Source organism: Achromobacter sp. AONIH1 (assembly GCF_002902905.1).
GTDB lineage: Bacteria > Pseudomonadota > Gammaproteobacteria > Burkholderiales > Burkholderiaceae_B > Achromobacter.
Map to the genome: position 1 here is coordinate 6,106,110 of NZ_CP026124.1, position 17,350 is coordinate 6,123,459.

Below are 17,350 nucleotides of genomic sequence, written 5' to 3' on the forward strand. Positions count from 1 at the left end.
TTGCGTCCGGGCGAGTCAAAAACCGCAGAGCGCGGCCAGGTTTTCCCAATGGATCTGCATGTCGGGCGTGGTGTACCCCCAGAACGCCAGGCCCAGCGCCAGGACCAGCGCCAGGCCGCCCGCGATCCGCCAGCCTCGGCGGATCGGGAGCTTGCTTTCAGGCGGATGCGGGCTCATATCGGATTCCATGATCGGCCGGGACGGGGATGCGCGTCAGGCGGCGGCGGGCTGCGCCACCGGCTGCTCGCGCACTGGCAGGCACAGCAGCGCGGCCAGCACGGCCAGCACCACGCCCAGCCACCAGACCATATCGTAGTTGCCGGTCTTGGCATAGGCGTAGCCGCCCAGCCAGACCCCAACGAAGCTGCCCAGCTGATGACCCAGGAACACGATGCCCGACAGGGTGGCCGCATAGCGCAGGCCGTAGATCTGCCCGATCAACCCCTGCGTCAACGGCACCGTGCCCAGCCAGAACAGTCCCATCCAGGCGGCGAAGACGTACAGCACCCACGACGACAGCGGCAGCCAGAGCAGCAGCAGGATACCGAAGGCGCGCATGCCGTAGACCACGGCGAGCAAGCGCTTCTTGCTGTACTTGCCGCCCAGCTTGCCGGCATAGAACGAACCCAGCACGTTGAACAGGCCGATCAGCGCAATCGCGGTGGCCCCCTGCGCCGCCGTCAGGCCGCCGTCGGTGACATAGGCCGGCAGGTGCAGCGTGATGAAGGCGGTATGGAAGCCGCAGACGAAGTAGCTCCAGAACAGGAAATGGAACGACGGATGCCGCACGGCCTGACGCACCGCCGCAGCCAGCGACTGATGCGGACCCGCATGGACCTGCGGACGACCGCGCAGGTAATAGGCCAGCGGCGCGGCGCAGGCCACGAACAGGGACAGCACCCACAGCGCGCCCGGCCAGTCCAGGCCGTTGATCAGCACCTGCCCGGTCGGCACCACCGCGAACTGCCCCATCGAGCCGCCGGCGCTGGCGATGCCCATCGCCGTGCTGCGGTAAGCGGGCGGGACCGACCGCGCCACCACGGGCAGGATCACCGGAAAGGTCGTGCCGGCCTGGCCCAGCCCCACCAGCACGCCCGCCGTCAGGTACAGCGTGGTCTCGTCGGTGGCGAAGCGCGTGCCGATCATGCCCAGCATGTACAGCACCGCGCCCAGCGCGATGGTGCGGCCCGAGCCGTAGCGGTCGGCCAGGATGCCCATGAAGATACAGGCGCCGCCCCAGACCAGGTTCTGCAGCGCGAAGGCCATCGAGAACACGTCGCGTCCCCAGCCATGGGCCAGCCCCATGGGCTGCATGAACAGCCCGAACGTGGCCCGCACGCCCATGGCGAGCAGCACCACCAGCGTGCCCAGGATCAGGGTGCGCATGGAAATCTTGTCAGTTTGGCTGGACATGAAAGCCGTGTCTCTTATTGAATCGTTATTGATTGTCGAAACGCCGCTCCCCTCCATGGGACGGCGCGGCGCCTGGGGCCAGACCGGCCGGGCGCAAACATGAACATGATAAACAACTGCGGGCGCCGCCCCGGCAATATCCTTGTCGCCGCATCGTCCTTGGCCGGATCGGCGCGGCGCGTCCGTGGCTTTCCGCCGCGCCGGCTTGGGCCGGAGCCGTCAAGATCCGGCTCCGATTTGGGGCTTGGCCGTCCTGCTGATAGACTTGCGTCCGGCTTGAAACGACCGGGTTGCCGGTGACGCGCTTGCGCGCCCCAGGCGACACACGGCGGACCATACGGGTGCGCTACACTTTTCCCGGACGTTTCAACGCAGCATCGAGGCTCGGGCGCATGGCGCCAGGCCAGGACTGGCGCCTCTCACGCCAGCATCCGTCTCGCCGTAGTTAAATGGATATAACCGGCCCCTCCTAAGGGTCAATTGGTGGTTCGATTCCACCCGGCGAGGCCACTTCATCCCCCTTCAGTTCCCCTCCCCCGCGCCCTCCCGCCACGCGTGAAAATTGCCCGCGTTCAGCAGGATGAGGGTTATTCCGGGCTACGCTCACGCGCCGCGCGACGGTAGCGTCTCGGGACGCCAATTGTGACGAATCTTTCCGACGTCAATACGTCCCCATAATTTTTTTCGGCGATGATGGTAATTCGTCTTGCCTACTACTTGAAATTACTGTTTAAATTCGACGCGTAAGCCTCTAATTCATCTGGACTTTTTTTGAAGTGCCCGACGAACGGCGTACGAAACATCTCTATACAGACTGACAAGCCTGCTGAAACCATGGCATTTACCTGGACACGTGCAATTGCGAACGCGATAGCGCCCATGGCGCTGGCGATGTGCGCGCTCCTGCCCCCCGCCGCGCAAGCCGCGAAAAATTCCGATCCTTGCAAGACCAACGCCAAATCGGCGGCCTGCAAGGCGCAACAAGCCAAGAAAGCCCCCGCCCCGTCCGCCAAGTCCGGCGCTGGCAAAGCCGCCGCTGGCAAACCCGCCGCCGGCAAGGGCGCATCGCCGAAACAGGCCGCCGGCAAGGCCTCGTCCCCCAAGCAAGCCGCTGGCAAGGGCCCCGCCTCCAAGCAGGCCGCGGGCAAGGCGCCCGCCCCCAAGCATGCCGCCGCGCCCAAGCAGCCGGCCGGCAAGAAGGCCGCCGCGCCCAAGGGCGGCAAACCCGCCGCCGTGGCGCAGAAAGGCACGCCCAAGGCCAACGCCGCCGGCAAGGGCGGCAAGGGTGGCAAGAACGACAAGCCCAACAAACCCGGCCGTGGCCGGGCGGCGGTCGCCGCGGCATCCTCGGCCGCCATGCCGCCGCCGGCATCGTCGGTGCGCGCCGAAGCCGCCGCACTGCGCTCCAGCACCGCCTACGTGCAGGACCTGGAAACCTCCACCGTGCTGTTCGCCAAGAACGAGAATGTGGTGCGCCCGATCGCCTCGATCTCCAAGCTGATGACGGCCGTGGTGGTGGTGGATGCCAACCAGCCCATGAACGAAATGCTGGAAATCACCGATGACGACATCGACGGCCTCAAGCACACGACCTCGCGCCTGCGCGTGGGCACCCGGCTGAGCCGCGGCGACATGCTGCACCTGGCGCTAATGTCTTCCGAGAACCGCGCCGCCAACGCGCTGGGCCGCAACTACCCGGGCGGCCTGCCGGCTTTCGTGGCCGCCATGAACGCCAAGGCGCAGGCGCTGGGCATGACCAGCACGCGCTTCATCGAGCCCACCGGCCTGTCCAGCGACAACGTATCCTCGCCGCACGACCTGGCCCGCCTGCTGCGCGCCGCATCGCAGCGACCGCTGATCCACCGCTACTCCACCGACACCGAGTACGACGTCGAGATCAACAACCGCACGCAGACCTTCCGCAACACCAACCTGCTGGTGCGCAAGCCCGACTGGGATATCAAGGTCTCCAAGACCGGTTTCATCAACGAGGCCGGCGAGTGCCTGGTCATGCTGGCCCGCATCAACGGCCGCGACCTGGCCATCGTGCTGCTGGACTCGCAGGGCAAGCTCTCGCGCATTGGCGACGCGGTACGCATCCGCCGCATCGTGCAGAGCGAAGTCGCGCTGGCGCAGGCCCAGCCCGGCGGCTGAGACCGGCGCAATCGCCAGACACCGAAAGGGCCCGATCAGATGATCGGGCCCTTTTCCTTTGCATCAGGATCAGGCGGCCGCGCGTCGCCGGGAGGGCAGCGGCTGCGCGTCATAGAGCGTGGCGGGCAGGCCCTCCAGCACGGCCTTGGCGTTGAGCGAGCGGATCGGCACCGCCGCGTCCAGCGGAATGCGACCCTCGGCCTGCAACAGCTGGTAGCGCAGGCAGCACACGCGCAGGAAGGACGTGAAATTGGCCGCCTGGCCGCGGTATTCGATCAACTCGTCGTAGAGGCGTTCGATGAGCTGCGTGACCCGCATGCCGTCGCGGCCGGCGATTTCCTCCAGCACCTGCCAGAACAGCTGCTCCAGCCGCAGGCTGGTGGCCACGCCGTGCAGGCGCAGCGAACGGGTTTCCGGCGCATAGGACTGCTCGCTGGCGCGGATGAAGATTTCACACATGGGAGCTCCGGATGCGAGGGACGGAACGGCGTGCCATTCAGGCGGGGACGCCCGCCGTCCAATGTACGACGATAGACACGGCAGCGGCAAGGCGCTGCCGGGCCCCGTCCCCGACGCCGGCATCTTGATCCATGTCATGGCCGTCCGTGGCCAGACGGCCGACGATAGAAATATCGACCACACAACGGAGGATCCTATGGACAAGACCATGAAAGCCGCCGTGGCCAGGGCGTTCGGCAAGCCGCTGGCCATCGAGGAAGTCGCGGTGCCCCGACCCGGCGCGGGCGAGCTGCTGGTGAAGATCGAGGCCTGCGGCGTCTGCCATACCGACCTGCACGCCGTGGAAGGCGACTGGCCGGTCAAGCCCAACCCTCCGTTCATTCCCGGCCATGAAGGCGTGGGCCATGTGGTGGCCGTAGGCGCCGGCGTCACCCACGTCAAGGAAGGCGACCGCGTCGGCATCCCTTGGCTGTACTCCGCCTGCGGCCATTGCGAGCATTGCCTGGGCGGCTGGGAAACGCTGTGCGAACAGCAGCAGAACGCCGGCTATTCGGTCAACGGCGGCTTCGCCGAATATGCGCTGGCCGCGGCCGACTACGTGGGGCTGCTGCCCGCCAACATCGGCTTCGTGGACATCGCGCCCGTGCTGTGCGCCGGCGTCACCGTGTACAAGGGCCTGAAGATGACAGACACGCGCCCGGGCAACTGGGTGGTGATCTCGGGCATCGGCGGGCTGGGCCACATGGCGGTGCAGTATGCCCGCGCCATGGGCCTGAACGTGGCGGCCGTCGACATCGACGACGCCAAGCTGGAGCTGGCCCGCAAGCTGGGCGCCCAGGTGGCCGTCAACGCGCGGACCACGGACCCGGCCGCCTACCTCAAGCGCGAGATCGGCGGCGCCCACGGCGCGCTGATCACCGCCGTCTCGCCCAAGGCCTTCGAGCAGGCGCTGGGCATGGTGCGGCGCGGCGGCACTGTCGCGCTCAACGGCCTGCCGCCCGGCGATTTCCCGCTGTCGATCTTCGACATGGTGCTCAATGGCGTGACCGTGCGCGGATCCATCGTCGGCTCGCGGCTGGACCTGCAGGAATCGCTGCAATTCGCCGCCGAGGGCAAGGTGCGCGCCACAGTCGCGACCGAACGGCTGGAGAACATCAACCACGTGTTCGACCGCATGCGCAGCGGCCAGATCGAGGGCCGCGTGGTGCTGGACTTCGCCTGAGCACGGCCTTCCCGGCGCGACACGCGCGGGGTTCGCCAAAAAAAGCGGATCCGGGATGACGCGAAGCGTCATCCCGGATCCGTCGCACAGGCGCGCCGCACATGGCCCGCGGCGCGTTCAGCTCAATGCGTGATCTTCGTGCCAAGCACGGCCAGGAACTGGGCCAGCCAGGCCGGATGCGCGGGCCAGGCCGGCGCGGTCACCAGATTGCCGTCGGTATGGGCCTGATCGATGGCGATCTCGGCATAGGTGCCGCCCGCCAGCCGCACCTCGGGCGCGCAGGCCGGATAGGCCGAGCAGGTGCGTCCCTTCAGGATGCCGGCGGCCGCAAGCAGCTGCGCGCCGTGGCACACGGCCGCGATCGGCTTTTTCGCCTGGTCGAAGGCCCGCACGATATCCAGTACCTTGTCGTTCAGGCGCAGGTATTCCGGCGCGCGGCCGCCGGGAATCACCAGCCCTGCGTAGGAGGACGGCTCGACGCGGTCGAAGTCGTAGTTCAGCGCGAAATTGTGGCCGCGCTTCTCGCTGTAGGTCTGCGCGCCTTCGAAATCATGGATCGCGGTGGCCACGGATTCGCCGGCCTTCTTGCCCGGACACACGGCATGCACCGCGTAGCCGACCGCCTGCAGCGTCTGGAACGGCACCATGGTTTCGTAGTCTTCGGCGTAGTCGCCGACCAGCATCAGCAAAGTCTTGCTCATTCTCGTCTCCTGGGGATGGGGGCTGGGCGCCGGCTTCAACGCCGGTTCTTCTGCCTGCGGCCCATTGTGGCCTTGCTCGCGCCGGCGCGGGTGGTATCCCGCTACCACGCGTCGAACGCCCCCTATTCCAGCGCGACGGTCACGGGCTTGGCGTCCAGCAGGCTGACCAGCACCTTGGGATCGATGCCGACCAGATAACCGCGACGGCCGCCGTTGATATAGACCACCGGGTAATCCAGCACCTCGGCCTCGACCCAGACCGGCATGCGCTTGCGCGTGCCGAACGGCGACGTGCCGCCGACCTGATAGCCGGAATGCCGCTGCGCCACGTCGGGATGGCAGGGCGCGACCTTTTTCAGCCCGGCCTGGCGCGCCAGATTCTTGGTGGAGACTTCGCGATCGCCGTGCATGACCACGATCAGCGGACGCGCGGCCTCGTCCTCCATCACCAGCGTCTTGACCACCGCGTGCGGGTCCAGCCCCAACTGGCGCGCGGCCTCGCCCGCGCCGCCATGGTCCACGTAGTCGTAGGTGTGCTCCGTGTAGGCCACCTTGTTCTGCTTGAGGAACTGCGTGGCGGGCGTTTCGGAAACGTGGCGGGCTTTGCTCATGGATCGGGACGGGAAGGAAAATAGGCGGCGGGTCGTCGCTCAGCCTCGGGGGTGGTGGGCCGCGTGCAGCGCCTTCAGGCGCTCGCGCGCGACGTGGGTGTAGATCTGCGTGGTGGAGATATCGGCATGGCCCAGCAACATCTGCACCACGCGCAGATCGGCGCCGTGGTTCAGCAGATGCGTGGCGAAGGCGTGCCGCAGCACGTGCGGCGACAGCGGCGCGCGCACGTCGGCCAGCACCGCGTATTTCTTGACGAGCTGCCAGAACGCCTGGCGCGTCATGGCCTCGCCACGGCCGGTGATGAAGAGCGCGTCGCTGACGCGCCCGGCGGCCAGCTCGGGACGGGCGCGCGCCAGATACTGGTCGATCCAGTGCGCCGCCTCGGCGCCCAGCGGCACCAGCCGGTCCTTGCCGCCCTTGCCCAGCACCACGCGGACCACGCCCTCGTTCAGGCTCACATCCAGCGCGCGCACGCCGACCAGCTCGGACACGCGCAGGCCGGTGGCATACAGCGTTTCCAGCATGGCCCGGTCGCGCAGGCCACGGGGCTGTTCCAGGTCGGGGGCGCGCAGCAAGGCATCCACCTGCGCCTCCGACAGGATCTTGGGCATGCGCGGCGCCTGCTTGGCCGCCTCCAGCGTCAGGCAGGGATCGCGCTCGGCGCGATGCTCGCGCAAGGCCCAGGCGTAGAAGCGGCGCAGCGCCGCCAGCCGCCGGTTGGCCGTGGCCGCGCGGGTCTCTTCGTGGCGGAACGCGAACCAGGCTTCGATGTCGGCCTTGCCGGCCTGCGCCAGCGTCCTGGCCGGCCCGGCCGGCAGCGCCTGGCCGCCGGCCGCCTCGCCGTAGCGGTCGGCCATCTCGCGCGCGTAGCTTTCCGGGTCTTCCAGCCAGCGCGCGAAGCCGGTCAGGTCGCGCCGATAGGCCGCCAGCGTATTGGCGGACAGGCCGTCCTCCAGCCAGACGGCGTCGATGAAAGCGTCGATGTCGGCCTGGGAAGCGAGCGGCGCGCGGGTCTCAGTCATGAAGGCGGCATGGGAAGAAGGCTGGCGCACATTCTACGCATTCAACGCGCGCCCACGCCCGCCGCCGCGGCCTGGAGCCAGGCCTCGAACAGCTTGAGCGCTTCCGAGCGCTCGCTGCGCTGCGGATAGCCGAAGAAGTAGCCCTGGCTGACGGTCAGCGATTGCGGCACGGGCAAGGCCAGCGCCCCCTGGTCCAGCGCGGGCTGCGCCAGGAAACGCGGCATCAGGCCCACGCCCAGTCCGGCCTGCACCGCCGCCATCACCATCGTGAACAGTTCGTAGCGCGGCCCGCCCGCCGCCTGCGGACCATACAGGTACTGATTGGCCGCGTACCACTGACGCCAGGCGTCCGGCCGCGAGCTCAGGTGCAGGTGCGTCAGGCCGGCCAGCGCCTCGGCGCCTCGGCCGGTGATGCGCGCGGCCAGCTCGGGCGCGCACACCGGCACCAACTCGCGCTCGGGGAACAGCAGCGCGCCCTGGGTGCCCGGCCACAGGCCATCGCCGTGATACAGCGCGCCGTCGAAGGGCTGGTCCTTGAACTGGAAGGGCAGCGTGCGCACCGACAGGCTCACGGTGATGTCCGGGTGGGCGCGCTGGAAATCGGGCAGCCGGGGAATCAGCCAGGTGGTCGCCAGCGTGGGCACGACCGCGATATGGATGCTGCGGCCCATGCCGGTGCGACTGACCAGGCCAAAAGTGTCCTTCTCGATCTGATCCAGATGGTGACGGATCCGCCCAGCGTACTCGGCGCCGTGTTCGGTCAGCGCAATGCGGCGTCGCACCCGGGTGAACAACTGCACGCCCAGCCGCGCCTCCAGGCTGGCGACCTGCCGGTAGACGGCGCTATGGGTCAGGGACAGTTCCTCGGCCGCGCGGGAAAAACTGCCCAGCCGTGCCGAGGCCTCGAAAGCCTGCAGCGCGCTCAGATTGGGAATGCCGTTTCTCATGGCGGACGGAACCCCGAATGGCCGGCCTCGACGTGCCGGGGGATCAATAGATTGTGCAATTTTATCAATTGCATTGTGCGCTGATGGCACATATGCTCAGTCATCTCATTCTCGGCTCATCGCGACGATACCCCTATGGCCCAGCAAGCATCCCGTCTCGGCGGTCACATCCTGGTAGACCAGCTGGTCGCCCAGGGCGTCAAACACGTTTTCTGCGTGCCGGGCGAAAGCTACCTGGCGGTGCTGGACGGCCTGCACGACGCCGACATCCAGGTCACGGTCTGCCGCCAGGAAGGCGGCGCCGCGATGATGGCCGACGCGCACGGCAAGCTGACCGGCGAACCCGGCATCTGCATGGTCACGCGCGGCCCGGGCGCATCGAACGCGCTGGCCGGCGTGCATATCGCCAAGCAGGACTCCACGCCGCTGATCCTGTTCGTGGGCCAGATCGAGCGCGGCATGCGCGAACGCGAAGCCTTCCAGGAAATGGATTACCGCGCCGTCTTCGGCACCCAGGCCAAATGGGTCACCGAGATCGATCAGGTCGAACGCATTCCCGAGCTGGTCTCGCGCGCCTTCCACATCGCCACCTCGGGCCGCCCCGGCCCCGTGGTGATCGCGCTGCCCGAGGACATGCTGGTCGAGGCCGCCGCGGTGGCCGACGCGCCGCGCTACGCGCCCATCGACGCCGCGCCCTCGGTCGGCCAGCTGGCCGACCTGGAACAACTGCTGGCCAAGGCCACCCGGCCCGTCGCCATCCTGGGCGGCAGCCGCTGGAGCGAGCAAGCCGTGCAGCAGTTCGCCGCGTTCGCCGAGCGCCACGCGCTGCCGACCTCGGTGTCGTTCCGGCGCCAGATGCTGTTCCCGGCCGACCATCCCTGCTACATCGGCGACGTGGGCCTGGGCATCAACCCGGCGCTGCTCAAGCGCGTGGCCGACGCCGACCTGATCCTGCTGGTCGGCGGCCGCATGTCCGAAAACCCCAGCCAGGCCTACACCCTGCTGGACATCCCGGTGCCGCGCCAGAAGCTGGTCCATGTGCATCCCGACAGCGCCGAGCTGGCGCGCGTGTACCGCCCCACGCTGGCGATCAATACCTCGCCCGCCGCTTTCGCCGAGGCGCTGGCCGGCCTGAAGGCGCCGGCCGCCCCCGCCTGGGCCGACGACACCCGCGCCATGCGCGAGTCGTACCTGAAATGGAGCGACCCCGCCGCCATCCGCACGCCCGGCGCGCTGCAGATGGGCGAGGTCATGGCCTACCTGGAAAAAACGCTGCCGGCCGACGCCATCATGACCAACGGCGCCGGCAACTACGCCACCTGGCTGCACCGCTTCCACCGCTATACCCGGTACGGCACGCAGCTCGCCCCGACCTCGGGCTCGATGGGCTATGGCCTGCCCGCGGCGGTGGGCGCCAAGCGCGTGCATCCCGACAAGACCGTGGTCTGCTTCGCCGGCGACGGCTGCTTCCTGATGCACGGCCAGGAATTCGCCACCGCCGTGCAATACGACCTGCCCATCATCGTGGTGCTGGTCGACAACGGCATGTACGGCACCATCCGCATGCACCAGGAAAAACACTATCCCGGCCGCGTTTCCGCCACCGCGCTCAAGAACCCCGACTTCGCCGACTACGCGCGCGCCTTCGGCGGCCATGGCGAGCGGGTGGAAAGCAGCGAACAGTTCGGCCCGGCCTTCGAACGCGCGCTGGCCAGCGGCAAGCCGGCCATCCTGCATTGCCTGATCGATCCGGAGACCATTTCCCCGTCGACCACGCTGGCCCGGATCCGCGACGCCGCCCTGCAGGCCAAGTCCTAGCGCCGCCAGGCGTTGCGGCGCGGCCCCGCGCGGGGCCGCGCAAACCCGACTTGCCGCCCGAATTATTTTAGGTTTAAACTTTTCAGCATTCCGATTCCGAATACGGAAATCCATCACGGAGACCCAGCATGTCCTCGAATCCCTCGTTTCACTGGCAAGATCCCCTGTTGCTGGACCAGCAGCTGACCGAAGAAGAACGCATGGTGCGCGACGCCGCCCAGGCCTACGCGCAGGACAAGCTGGCCCCGCGCGTGCTGAACGCGTTCCGCAACGAGCAGACCGATCCGGCGATCTTCTCCGAAATGGGCGAACTGGGCCTGCTGGGCGCGACCATCCCCGCCGAGTACGGCGGCGCCGGCCTGAACTACGTCAGCTACGGCCTGATCGCCCGTGAAGTCGAGCGCGTGGATTCCGGCTACCGCTCCATGATGAGCGTGCAGTCCTCGCTGGTGATGGTGCCCATCAACGAATTCGGCAGCGAAGCGCAAAAGCAGAAGTACCTGCCCAAGCTGGCCCGCGGCGAATGGATCGGCTGCTTCGGCCTGACCGAGCCCAACCACGGTTCCGACCCCGGCGGCATGGAAACGCGCGCGGTCAAGACCGCCGACGGCTACAAGCTGACCGGCAACAAGATGTGGATCACCAACTCCCCCATCGCCGACGTGTTCGTGGTGTGGGCCAAGTGCGTGGGCGGCGACTTCGACGGCAAGATCCGCGGCTTCATCCTCGACAAGGGCATGAAGGGCCTGTCGGCCCCGGCCATCCACGGCAAGGTCGGCCTGCGCGCCTCGATCACCGGCGAAATCGTCATGGACGAAGTGGAAGTGTCGGCCGAGCAGATGATGCCCGGCGTGGCCGGCCTGAAGGGCCCCTTCACCTGCCTGAACTCGGCCCGCTACGGCATCGCCTGGGGCGCTGTCGGCGCCGCCGAAGCCTGCTGGCACACCGCCCGCCAGTACACGCTGGACCGCAAGCAGTTCGGCCGCCCGCTGGCCGCCAACCAGCTGATCCAGAAGAAGCTGGCCGACATGCAGACCGAGATCACGCTGGCGCTGCAAGGCTGCCTGCGCCTGGGCCGCATGAAGGACGAGGGCTCGGCCGCGGTGGAAATCACTTCCATCATGAAGCGCAACTCCTGCGGCAAGGCCCTGGACATCGCCCGCCTGGCGCGCGACATGCTGGGCGGCAACGGCATCTCCGACGAATTCGGCGTGGCGCGCCACCTGGTCAACCTGGAAGTGGTCAACACCTACGAAGGCACCCACGACGTGCACGCCCTGATCCTGGGTCGCGCGCAGACGGGCATTCAGGCGTTCTATTGATCCGCCCTGCCCTCGAAGAAAACCGGCCCTAGCGCCGGTTTTTTTTCGCCTGGCGTTCGCCGTATCCGCGAAAGCCCGCATGGCGACAATCTGGCCCGCGCCGTACGCTGTAGGCATATTGGCCTGGCACTTTCCCTGGCGTTTGCGCCCCCCTTTTGCGTGTCCGACCCCGGCTTTTTTCGACCGACCAGGAGTCGCGCATGCAAGGCAACCCATCCCAGCGCCTGATGGCGTGCATCGCCATGGCATTCATCGGCCATGGCGCGCACGCCACCACCACCCTCACCATGGCCACCGAATACCCGGCCACATCCATGCCCGGACAAGGCGTGTCCACCTTCGCCGAGCTGGTGCGGGTCAAGAGCGGCGGCGAGGTGATCATCGAGGCCAGCTATGACGCGGCCAAGGGCATCAAGTCCGGCGACATGATCGCCGCCGTGCAAACGCGCAAGGTCGACGCGGGCGATGCCTTCGCCGGCGCGCTGGCGGAAAAGTACCCGCTGTTCGGCGTGTCTTCGCTGCCCTTCCTGGCCGACTCGCTGGCCAAGGCGCGCAGCCTCAACAAGACCGCGCGGCCGGCCTATGAAAAGCTGCTGGCCGAACATGGCCAGAAGTTGCTCTACACCACGCCGTGGCCGGCCTCGGGCATCTGGTCCAAGCGCAAGATCGACGGCCTGGCCACGCTCAAGTCATTGAACATCCGCGCCTACGACGCCACCTCGCAGGACGTGCTGCGCAAGGCCGGCGCGCAAGCGCAGAACATTTCCTTCGCCGACGCCATGCCGCGCATCGCCTCGGGCGAGGTCAACGCCGTGCTGTCCTCGGGCGACGGCGGCGCCGGCCGCAAGCTGTGGGAACACCTGCCTCACTTCGCCGAGATCAACTACGCCATGCCGGTCTCGGTGGCGACGATGAACCTGCAGGCCTACCAGTCGCTGGATGCCCGCGCGCGCCGCGCCATCGACCAGGCCGCCGCGCAGACGGAAAGCGAGCAATGGAAACGCATCGACGGCCGGCTGCGGCAGAACTACGCCAACATGCGCAAGAACGGCGTGACCATCAATACCAAGGTGCCGGCGTCCGTGCGCAAGGCGTTGAAAGACGCGGCGGCGGAATCCGTGAACGCCTGGAAGGCGACCGCCGGCCCTGACGCCGTGGCAATCATCGGGCAGGTCGGCAAGCGCTAGCGACGGCCCGCCCCGGATTCAGGCGTTGCCGGACAGGTCGAACAGGCTGGTCGCGTCCAGCTCCAGCACGGCTTCGTCGTGCTGGTTGAGCACCGTCCAGGCCCAGGTGATGATGCCCAGGTCCGGACGCGAGGAAGACTTGCGCACGCCCTGCACCCTGGCGTCCAGCCTCAGCTGGTCGCCGGGGCGCACCGGCACGCGCCAGCGCACCTCGCCCAGGCCGGGCGAGCCGAAGGACTCTGAATCATGCAGCGCAGCGTCCACCGCCATGCGCATGGCCAGCGCGCAGGTATGCCAGCCGCTGGCGATCAGCCCGCCCCAGCGCCCCTCGGCCGCGCGCTTGGGATCCGTGTGGAACCACTGCGGATCGAACTTGCGGGCGAACTCCAGGATCTCGGCCTCCGTCACGATGACGGGTCCGGCCTTGATCAGCATGCCGTCCTTGAACTCGGCGAACTTCATGATGCGCTTTCCCCTTTCTTGATTTGAATCGAGCGCCTCAGATTAGCGCTTCGATCAAGAACGGTCCACGCCGCTTCAGTCCCGCGCGCAGGGCATCGGCAAAACCCTCGATGGTATCCACGCTGACCGCGTCCACGCCCATGCCACGCGCCAGCGACACCCACTCCAGGCTCGGTTCCTGCAGGTCCAGCATGCGGCGCGCGTTGCGGCCGGGCTCCTGAACGCCCACATTCTTCATTTCGCCGTGCAGCGTGGCGTAGGAGCGATTGGCCAGGATGATGGTCAGGCAATCCAGGTTCTCGCGCGCCTGGGTCCACAGCGCCTGCAGCGTGTACATGCCGCTGCCGTCGGCCTGCAGCGTGACCACCTTGCGGTCCGGGCACGCGACCGCCGCGCCGGTGGCCAGCGGCAGGCCGATGCCGATGGCGCCGCCGGTAAGCATGAGCCAGTCGTGCGGCGCGCTGCTGACGCTGTACAGCGGAAATTCACGTCCCTGGGTGATGGATTCATCGCACACGATGGCCTGCTCGGGCAAGGTATGCGCGACCAGGATATTGACGGCGGCGCCGGTAAGCTTGCCGCTGGCGGGCACCTCGTAGGTCGGAACCGGCGCGGCCAGGCGCGGCGCGTCGGCGGCGATGCCCAGCTCATCGGCCAGCCATTCCAGCGCCTGCGCCAGATCCTGTTCCTGCGTGGCCAGCACGACCTGTGCGCAGTCGGGCGGCGCCAGCAGGCTGGGCTTGCCGGGATAGGCGAAGAAGCCCACCGGCGCGCGCGCGCCGGCCAGCACCAGGCGCCGCGCGTCCTTGAGCTTGGCCACGGCCAGATCGATCGGATAGGGCAGCCGGTCCACCGGCGTGCGGGTACGGCCGCGCTCGATGCGGCGATTGGAGGTCTCGGAGATCAGGCGCACGCCGGTGGCGCGGGCGATCCGGCCCGCCGCTTCCAGCGCGCGGCCGCGCAGCGCGGCGCCGCCCAGCATCAGCACGGTGTTCTCGCCGCTGCGGATGGCATCGGCGGCCGCGCGCACGGCCTCGGCCGAGGTGCGCGGCGCGGCGTCGCGCGCCGCGATCACGGGCGCAGACGCGCCCGCTGGCAGGTCCGTCCAGGCGGCGTCGGCCGGCAGGATCAGCGTGGCAATATTGCCAGGCTCGCGTCGCGCGATGGCGACGGCCTCGGCCGCGTCGGCCGAGATCGCGCCAGCGGTGAGCGTGCGCCGCACCCAATGCGACATGGGCCGCGCCACGCCCTCGACATCACTGGTCAGCGGTGCGTCGTACTGCACATGATAGGTGGCATGATCGCCCACGACATTGACCATGGGCGTGCGCGCGCGCTTGGCGTTATGCAGGTTGGCCAGGCCATTGCCCAGGCCCGGCCCCAGGTGCAGCAGCGTGGCGGCGGGCTTGTCGGCCATGCGCGCATAACCGTCGGCGGCGCCGGTCACGACACCTTCGAACAGGCCCAGCACGCAGCGCATGTCTGGCTTGCGATCCAACGCCGCCACAAAGTGCATCTCGGACGTGCCCGGATTGGCAAAGCAGACGTCCACATCGTTGGCAAGAAGGGTATCGCAAAGACTGTCAGCGCCGTTCATCGTGTTTCCCTGGTTGTTATATCGAGTGCGGGCCGGCGGCTGCGCGCGGGCCCGACAGGCATGATAGGTAGGGTAACGCAAACCCGGTGGGGCCATCTGCGCGGCTGGCCATGGAACCATTCCGCCGATTCCGGCTGCCGGAATTTCCGCCCGCGCTACGCCAGGATCTGGCCCAGGAACGCCTGCGCCCGCTCGGAGCGCGGCGCGCGGAAGAAGTTGTCCGGAGTGTCGATCTCGACGATCGCGCCCTGGTCCATGAACACCACCCGGTCGCCGACCTCGCGCGCGAAGCCCATTTCATGTGTCACGCAGATCATGGTCATGCCATCGCGCGCCAGCGCCACCATGGTGTCCAGCACTTCCTTGACCATCTCGGGATCCAGCGCCGACGTCGGCTCGTCGAACAGCATGATCTTCGGCTGCATGCAGAGCGCGCGCGCGATGGCCACGCGCTGCTTCTGGCCGCCGGAAAGCTGGCCCGGATACTTGGCGGCATGCTGCGGAATGCGGACGCGCTCCAGATACTGCATGGCATGATGCTCGGCGTCCCGCTGCGCCACGCCCTTGACTAGCATCGGCGCCAGCGTGCAGTTCTCGAGCACGGTCAGGTGCGGGAACAGATTGAAGTGCTGGAACACCATGCCCACCTCGGCGCGTATCCGCTCGATGTTGCCCAGCTCCCCGTCCAACTCGATGCCGTCGATCACGATGCGGCCCCGCTGATGTTCCTCCAGCCGGTTCAGCAGCCGGATGGTGGTGGACTTTCCGGATCCTGAAGGCCCGCACAGGATCAGCTTCTCGCCGGCCCGCACATCCAGGTCCAGCCCGTCCAGCACCTGGAAATCGCCATACCATTTCGACACGTCCCGCATCGTGATGATGGGCGCCGCGCAGTTCAATCCGTCCATGGCGTCAGGCCTTCGAGATATCGTGGTTGTCGCCGGCCCCGCTCCAGTAGCCCGGCACGGTCAGCCGCTTTTCGGAGCGACGGAACAGATACGCCAGCACGCTGCACAGCGCGAAATAGATGACCCCGACCATGGTGTAGACGGTCAAGGCCTGGAAGGTCGCGCCGGCCAGCATTTCACCGGCGCGCATCAGTTCGTACACGCTGATCACCGCCACCAGCGACGTCTCCTTGATCAGCACCAGCGCGTAGTTGCCCAGCGCGGGAAAGATCGTGCGCAATGCCTGCGGCAGCACGATGCGGCGCAGCCGCTGCCAGCGGCGCAGGCCGAGCGCGCGGGCCGCTTCGTACTGGCCCGCGTCCACCGACTGGATGCCGCTGCGGAACAGCTCGGCCAGATAGGCGCCGAAGTTCAGCGTCAGGCCCAGCACGCCAGCCACGAAGCCGTTGATCACCACGCCCATCTCGGGCAGGCCGTAGTAGATGTAGAACAGCTGCAGCAGCAGGGGCGTGCCACGGATGATGTCGATGTACACGCGCGCCGCGCGGCTCAAGGCCGCATGCCTCGACAGCCGGCACAGGCAGACCACGAGGCCCAGCGCCACGGCCAGAAAGGCCGAACAGAAGAACAGCGCCAGGGTCCAGACCGTGCCTTCGGCCAGCGGGGTCAGGTACATGCGCAGGGTAGCGAAGTCCAATTCGTGCTCCTCGTCCGTGGCCTGGCGGCCTTACTTGCTGATCAGGTCCTGCACGCCCCACTTCTGCCCGATGGCGGCCAGCTCTCCGTTGCGCTTCATCTCGGCCAGGGCGGCATTGACGGCCCCGAGCAACGCGGCATTGCCCTTCTGCACCGCCATGCCGACCTGCCATTTGCGTTGCGGCTGGTAGCCGGTATCCAGCTTCACGCCCGGGATGTTCTTGGTCTTGATCTGATAGACGATGCTGGGCGGATCGACGATGCCCAGGTCGATGCGGCCGGCGCGCACGTCGGCCAGCAGCGTGGAGTAGTCCTGATAGGTGGACACCTTGGTGTCCGGCATGTCCTTGATCATGTTGAACTGCACGGAATCGACCAGCACGCCGACGCGCTGGCCGCGCATGTCCTCGAACTTGCCGTAGCGCCGGGTCGCCTTGTCGCTGACCACGATGCCTTCGCCCCATTCATAGACCGGCGCCGAGAAATCGATGGCGCGCGCGCGTTCCTCGGTGATGAACAAGGGCGCGGACATGACGTCGGCACGGCCCGAGGTCAGGGTCGGGATCAGGCCCGAGAACGGCACGTCCGACAGCTTGTCGGCCACGCCCAGGTGCCGGGCGACGGCCGCCGCCACATCCACCATGATGCCCTCCAGGCGATTGGATTGCGGGTTCTTGAAACCGTGCGGCGGCGCGGAGGCCGTCGTGACCACATTCAACGTCTTGTCGGCGCGCACTTCGTCCAGCGTGCGCGCATGGCCCGCGGCGGCTTGCGCCAGCAGCGCGGCCGACGCCAGGCCGAGCAGAATGGATTTGAGTGTCATGGATTTC

The 17,350-nt window shown here is 67.7% G+C and carries 17 protein-coding genes and 1 tRNA gene; 6 read left to right on the forward strand and 12 right to left on the reverse strand.

Features of this window, described 5'->3' with window-relative positions; genetic code table 11:
* Positions 1–15 precede the first annotated feature (15 nt).
* Complete coding sequence (locus C2U31_RS30870; RefSeq protein ID WP_199770909.1) at positions 16–177, reverse strand: hypothetical protein; 162 nt, start codon at positions 175–177, stop codon at positions 16–18.
* A gap of 36 nt (positions 178–213) precedes the next feature.
* The gene (locus C2U31_RS27830) at positions 214–1,413 is read right to left on the reverse strand and encodes an MFS transporter (RefSeq protein WP_103275760.1); all 1,200 of its coding nucleotides are present in this window, start codon (positions 1,411–1,413) and stop codon (positions 214–216) included.
* Between the two features lie 435 nt (positions 1,414–1,848).
* Between C2U31_RS27830 and C2U31_RS27835 the strand changes: the two genes are divergently transcribed.
* Positions 1,849–1,923, forward strand: a tRNA-Arg gene (locus C2U31_RS27835).
* A 324-nt stretch (positions 1,924–2,247) separates the two neighbouring features.
* Positions 2,248–3,567, forward strand: coding sequence for a D-alanyl-D-alanine endopeptidase (pbpG, locus tag C2U31_RS27840; protein ID WP_103275761.1), 1,320 nt, complete (start codon positions 2,248–2,250; stop codon positions 3,565–3,567).
* Positions 3,568–3,636: 69 nt separating this feature from the next.
* Here the strand turns inward: pbpG and C2U31_RS27845 are convergent, their stop codons facing one another.
* Positions 3,637–4,026 carry a ribbon-helix-helix domain-containing protein gene (locus C2U31_RS27845; RefSeq protein ID WP_103275762.1) on the reverse strand — a complete coding sequence of 130 codons (390 nt, stop codon included), beginning with the start codon at positions 4,024–4,026 and terminating at the stop codon, positions 3,637–3,639.
* Positions 4,027–4,222: 196 nt separating this feature from the next.
* Between C2U31_RS27845 and adhP the strand changes: the two genes are divergently transcribed.
* Positions 4,223–5,248, forward strand: coding sequence for an alcohol dehydrogenase AdhP (gene adhP / locus C2U31_RS27850; RefSeq protein ID WP_103276613.1), 1,026 nt, complete (start codon positions 4,223–4,225; stop codon positions 5,246–5,248).
* Positions 5,249–5,370: 122 nt separating this feature from the next.
* Here adhP and C2U31_RS27855 read toward each other — a convergent pair whose 3' ends face one another.
* The 4 genes from C2U31_RS27855 to C2U31_RS27870 form a co-directional block, all read right to left on the reverse strand.
* Entirely contained in the window at positions 5,371–5,949 is a 579-nt protein-coding gene (locus tag C2U31_RS27855; protein ID WP_103275763.1) for a DJ-1/PfpI family protein, read from the reverse strand.
* 122 nt (positions 5,950–6,071) lie between these two features.
* The gene (gene ybaK, locus C2U31_RS27860; RefSeq protein ID WP_103275764.1) at positions 6,072–6,560 is read right to left on the reverse strand and encodes a Cys-tRNA(Pro) deacylase; all 489 of its coding nucleotides are present in this window, start codon (positions 6,558–6,560) and stop codon (positions 6,072–6,074) included.
* 39 nt (positions 6,561–6,599) lie between these two features.
* Positions 6,600–7,583 carry a site-specific tyrosine recombinase XerD gene (gene xerD / locus C2U31_RS27865; RefSeq protein WP_103276614.1) on the reverse strand — a complete coding sequence of 328 codons (984 nt, stop codon included), beginning with the start codon at positions 7,581–7,583 and terminating at the stop codon, positions 6,600–6,602.
* 41 nt (positions 7,584–7,624) lie between these two features.
* Positions 7,625–8,530 carry a LysR substrate-binding domain-containing protein gene (locus tag C2U31_RS27870; protein WP_103275765.1) on the reverse strand — a complete coding sequence of 302 codons (906 nt, stop codon included), beginning with the start codon at positions 8,528–8,530 and terminating at the stop codon, positions 7,625–7,627.
* 135 nt (positions 8,531–8,665) lie between these two features.
* On the opposite strand from C2U31_RS27870, the gene C2U31_RS27875 reads away from it, so the two are divergent.
* From C2U31_RS27875 to C2U31_RS27885, 3 genes are all read left to right on the forward strand, one after another.
* The gene (locus tag C2U31_RS27875) at positions 8,666–10,348 is read left to right on the forward strand and encodes a thiamine pyrophosphate-binding protein (protein ID WP_103275766.1); all 1,683 of its coding nucleotides are present in this window, start codon (positions 8,666–8,668) and stop codon (positions 10,346–10,348) included.
* A gap of 128 nt (positions 10,349–10,476) precedes the next feature.
* Positions 10,477–11,670, forward strand: coding sequence for an acyl-CoA dehydrogenase (locus C2U31_RS27880; protein ID WP_103275767.1), 1,194 nt, complete (start codon positions 10,477–10,479; stop codon positions 11,668–11,670).
* Positions 11,671–11,870: 200 nt separating this feature from the next.
* Complete coding sequence (locus C2U31_RS27885; protein ID WP_103275768.1) at positions 11,871–12,857, forward strand: TRAP transporter substrate-binding protein; 987 nt, start codon at positions 11,871–11,873, stop codon at positions 12,855–12,857.
* Positions 12,858–12,875: 18 nt separating this feature from the next.
* On the opposite strand, the gene C2U31_RS27890 is transcribed toward C2U31_RS27885, so the two are convergent.
* The 5 genes from C2U31_RS27890 to C2U31_RS27910 all read right to left on the reverse strand — a co-directional run bounded on the left by C2U31_RS27890 (position 12,876) and on the right by C2U31_RS27910 (position 17,343).
* On the reverse strand, positions 12,876–13,319 hold the full coding sequence (locus C2U31_RS27890) for a MaoC family dehydratase (protein ID WP_103275769.1): 444 nt from the start codon (positions 13,317–13,319) through the stop codon (positions 12,876–12,878).
* Between the two features lie 37 nt (positions 13,320–13,356).
* Positions 13,357–14,916, reverse strand: coding sequence for an acetolactate synthase large subunit (locus tag C2U31_RS27895; RefSeq protein WP_103275770.1), 1,560 nt, complete (start codon positions 14,914–14,916; stop codon positions 13,357–13,359).
* A gap of 155 nt (positions 14,917–15,071) precedes the next feature.
* Positions 15,072–15,824, reverse strand: coding sequence for an amino acid ABC transporter ATP-binding protein (locus C2U31_RS27900; RefSeq protein ID WP_103275771.1), 753 nt, complete (start codon positions 15,822–15,824; stop codon positions 15,072–15,074).
* A gap of 4 nt (positions 15,825–15,828) precedes the next feature.
* Positions 15,829–16,521: an amino acid ABC transporter permease gene (locus C2U31_RS27905; protein ID WP_103275772.1), complete on the reverse strand. Its 693-nt coding sequence runs from the start codon at positions 16,519–16,521 to the stop codon at positions 15,829–15,831.
* A gap of 30 nt (positions 16,522–16,551) precedes the next feature.
* On the reverse strand, positions 16,552–17,343 hold the full coding sequence (locus C2U31_RS27910) for an ABC transporter substrate-binding protein (protein ID WP_103275773.1): 792 nt from the start codon (positions 17,341–17,343) through the stop codon (positions 16,552–16,554).
* Positions 17,344–17,350: the final 7 nt, after the last annotated feature.

Coding starts and splice junctions, on each gene's coding strand:
- C2U31_RS27870 (WP_103275765.1), bottom strand. CDS start 8,530: ATGAGAAACGGCATTCCCAATCTGAGCGCGCTGCAGGCTTTCGAGGCC.
- C2U31_RS27830 (WP_103275760.1), bottom strand. CDS start 1,413: ATGTCCAGCCAAACTGACAAGATTTCCATGCGCACCCTGATCCTGGGC.
- C2U31_RS30870 (WP_199770909.1), bottom strand. CDS start 177: ATGAGCCCGCATCCGCCTGAAAGCAAGCTCCCGATCCGCCGAGGCTGG.
- C2U31_RS27885 (WP_103275768.1), top strand. CDS start 11,871: ATGCAAGGCAACCCATCCCAGCGCCTGATGGCGTGCATCGCCATGGCA.
- C2U31_RS27895 (WP_103275770.1), bottom strand. CDS start 14,916: ATGAACGGCGCTGACAGTCTTTGCGATACCCTTCTTGCCAACGATGTG.
- ybaK (WP_103275764.1), bottom strand. CDS start 6,560: ATGAGCAAAGCCCGCCACGTTTCCGAAACGCCCGCCACGCAGTTCCTC.
- C2U31_RS27855 (WP_103275763.1), bottom strand. CDS start 5,949: ATGAGCAAGACTTTGCTGATGCTGGTCGGCGACTACGCCGAAGACTAC.
- xerD (WP_103276614.1), bottom strand. CDS start 7,583: ATGACTGAGACCCGCGCGCCGCTCGCTTCCCAGGCCGACATCGACGCT.
- C2U31_RS27880 (WP_103275767.1), top strand. CDS start 10,477: ATGTCCTCGAATCCCTCGTTTCACTGGCAAGATCCCCTGTTGCTGGAC.
- C2U31_RS27910 (WP_103275773.1), bottom strand. CDS start 17,343: ATGACACTCAAATCCATTCTGCTCGGCCTGGCGTCGGCCGCGCTGCTG.
- C2U31_RS27875 (WP_103275766.1), top strand. CDS start 8,666: ATGGCCCAGCAAGCATCCCGTCTCGGCGGTCACATCCTGGTAGACCAG.
- C2U31_RS27890 (WP_103275769.1), bottom strand. CDS start 13,319: ATGAAGTTCGCCGAGTTCAAGGACGGCATGCTGATCAAGGCCGGACCC.
- adhP (WP_103276613.1), top strand. CDS start 4,223: ATGGACAAGACCATGAAAGCCGCCGTGGCCAGGGCGTTCGGCAAGCCG.
- C2U31_RS27900 (WP_103275771.1), bottom strand. CDS start 15,824: ATGGACGGATTGAACTGCGCGGCGCCCATCATCACGATGCGGGACGTG.
- C2U31_RS27845 (WP_103275762.1), bottom strand. CDS start 4,026: ATGTGTGAAATCTTCATCCGCGCCAGCGAGCAGTCCTATGCGCCGGAA.
- pbpG (WP_103275761.1), top strand. CDS start 2,248: ATGGCATTTACCTGGACACGTGCAATTGCGAACGCGATAGCGCCCATG.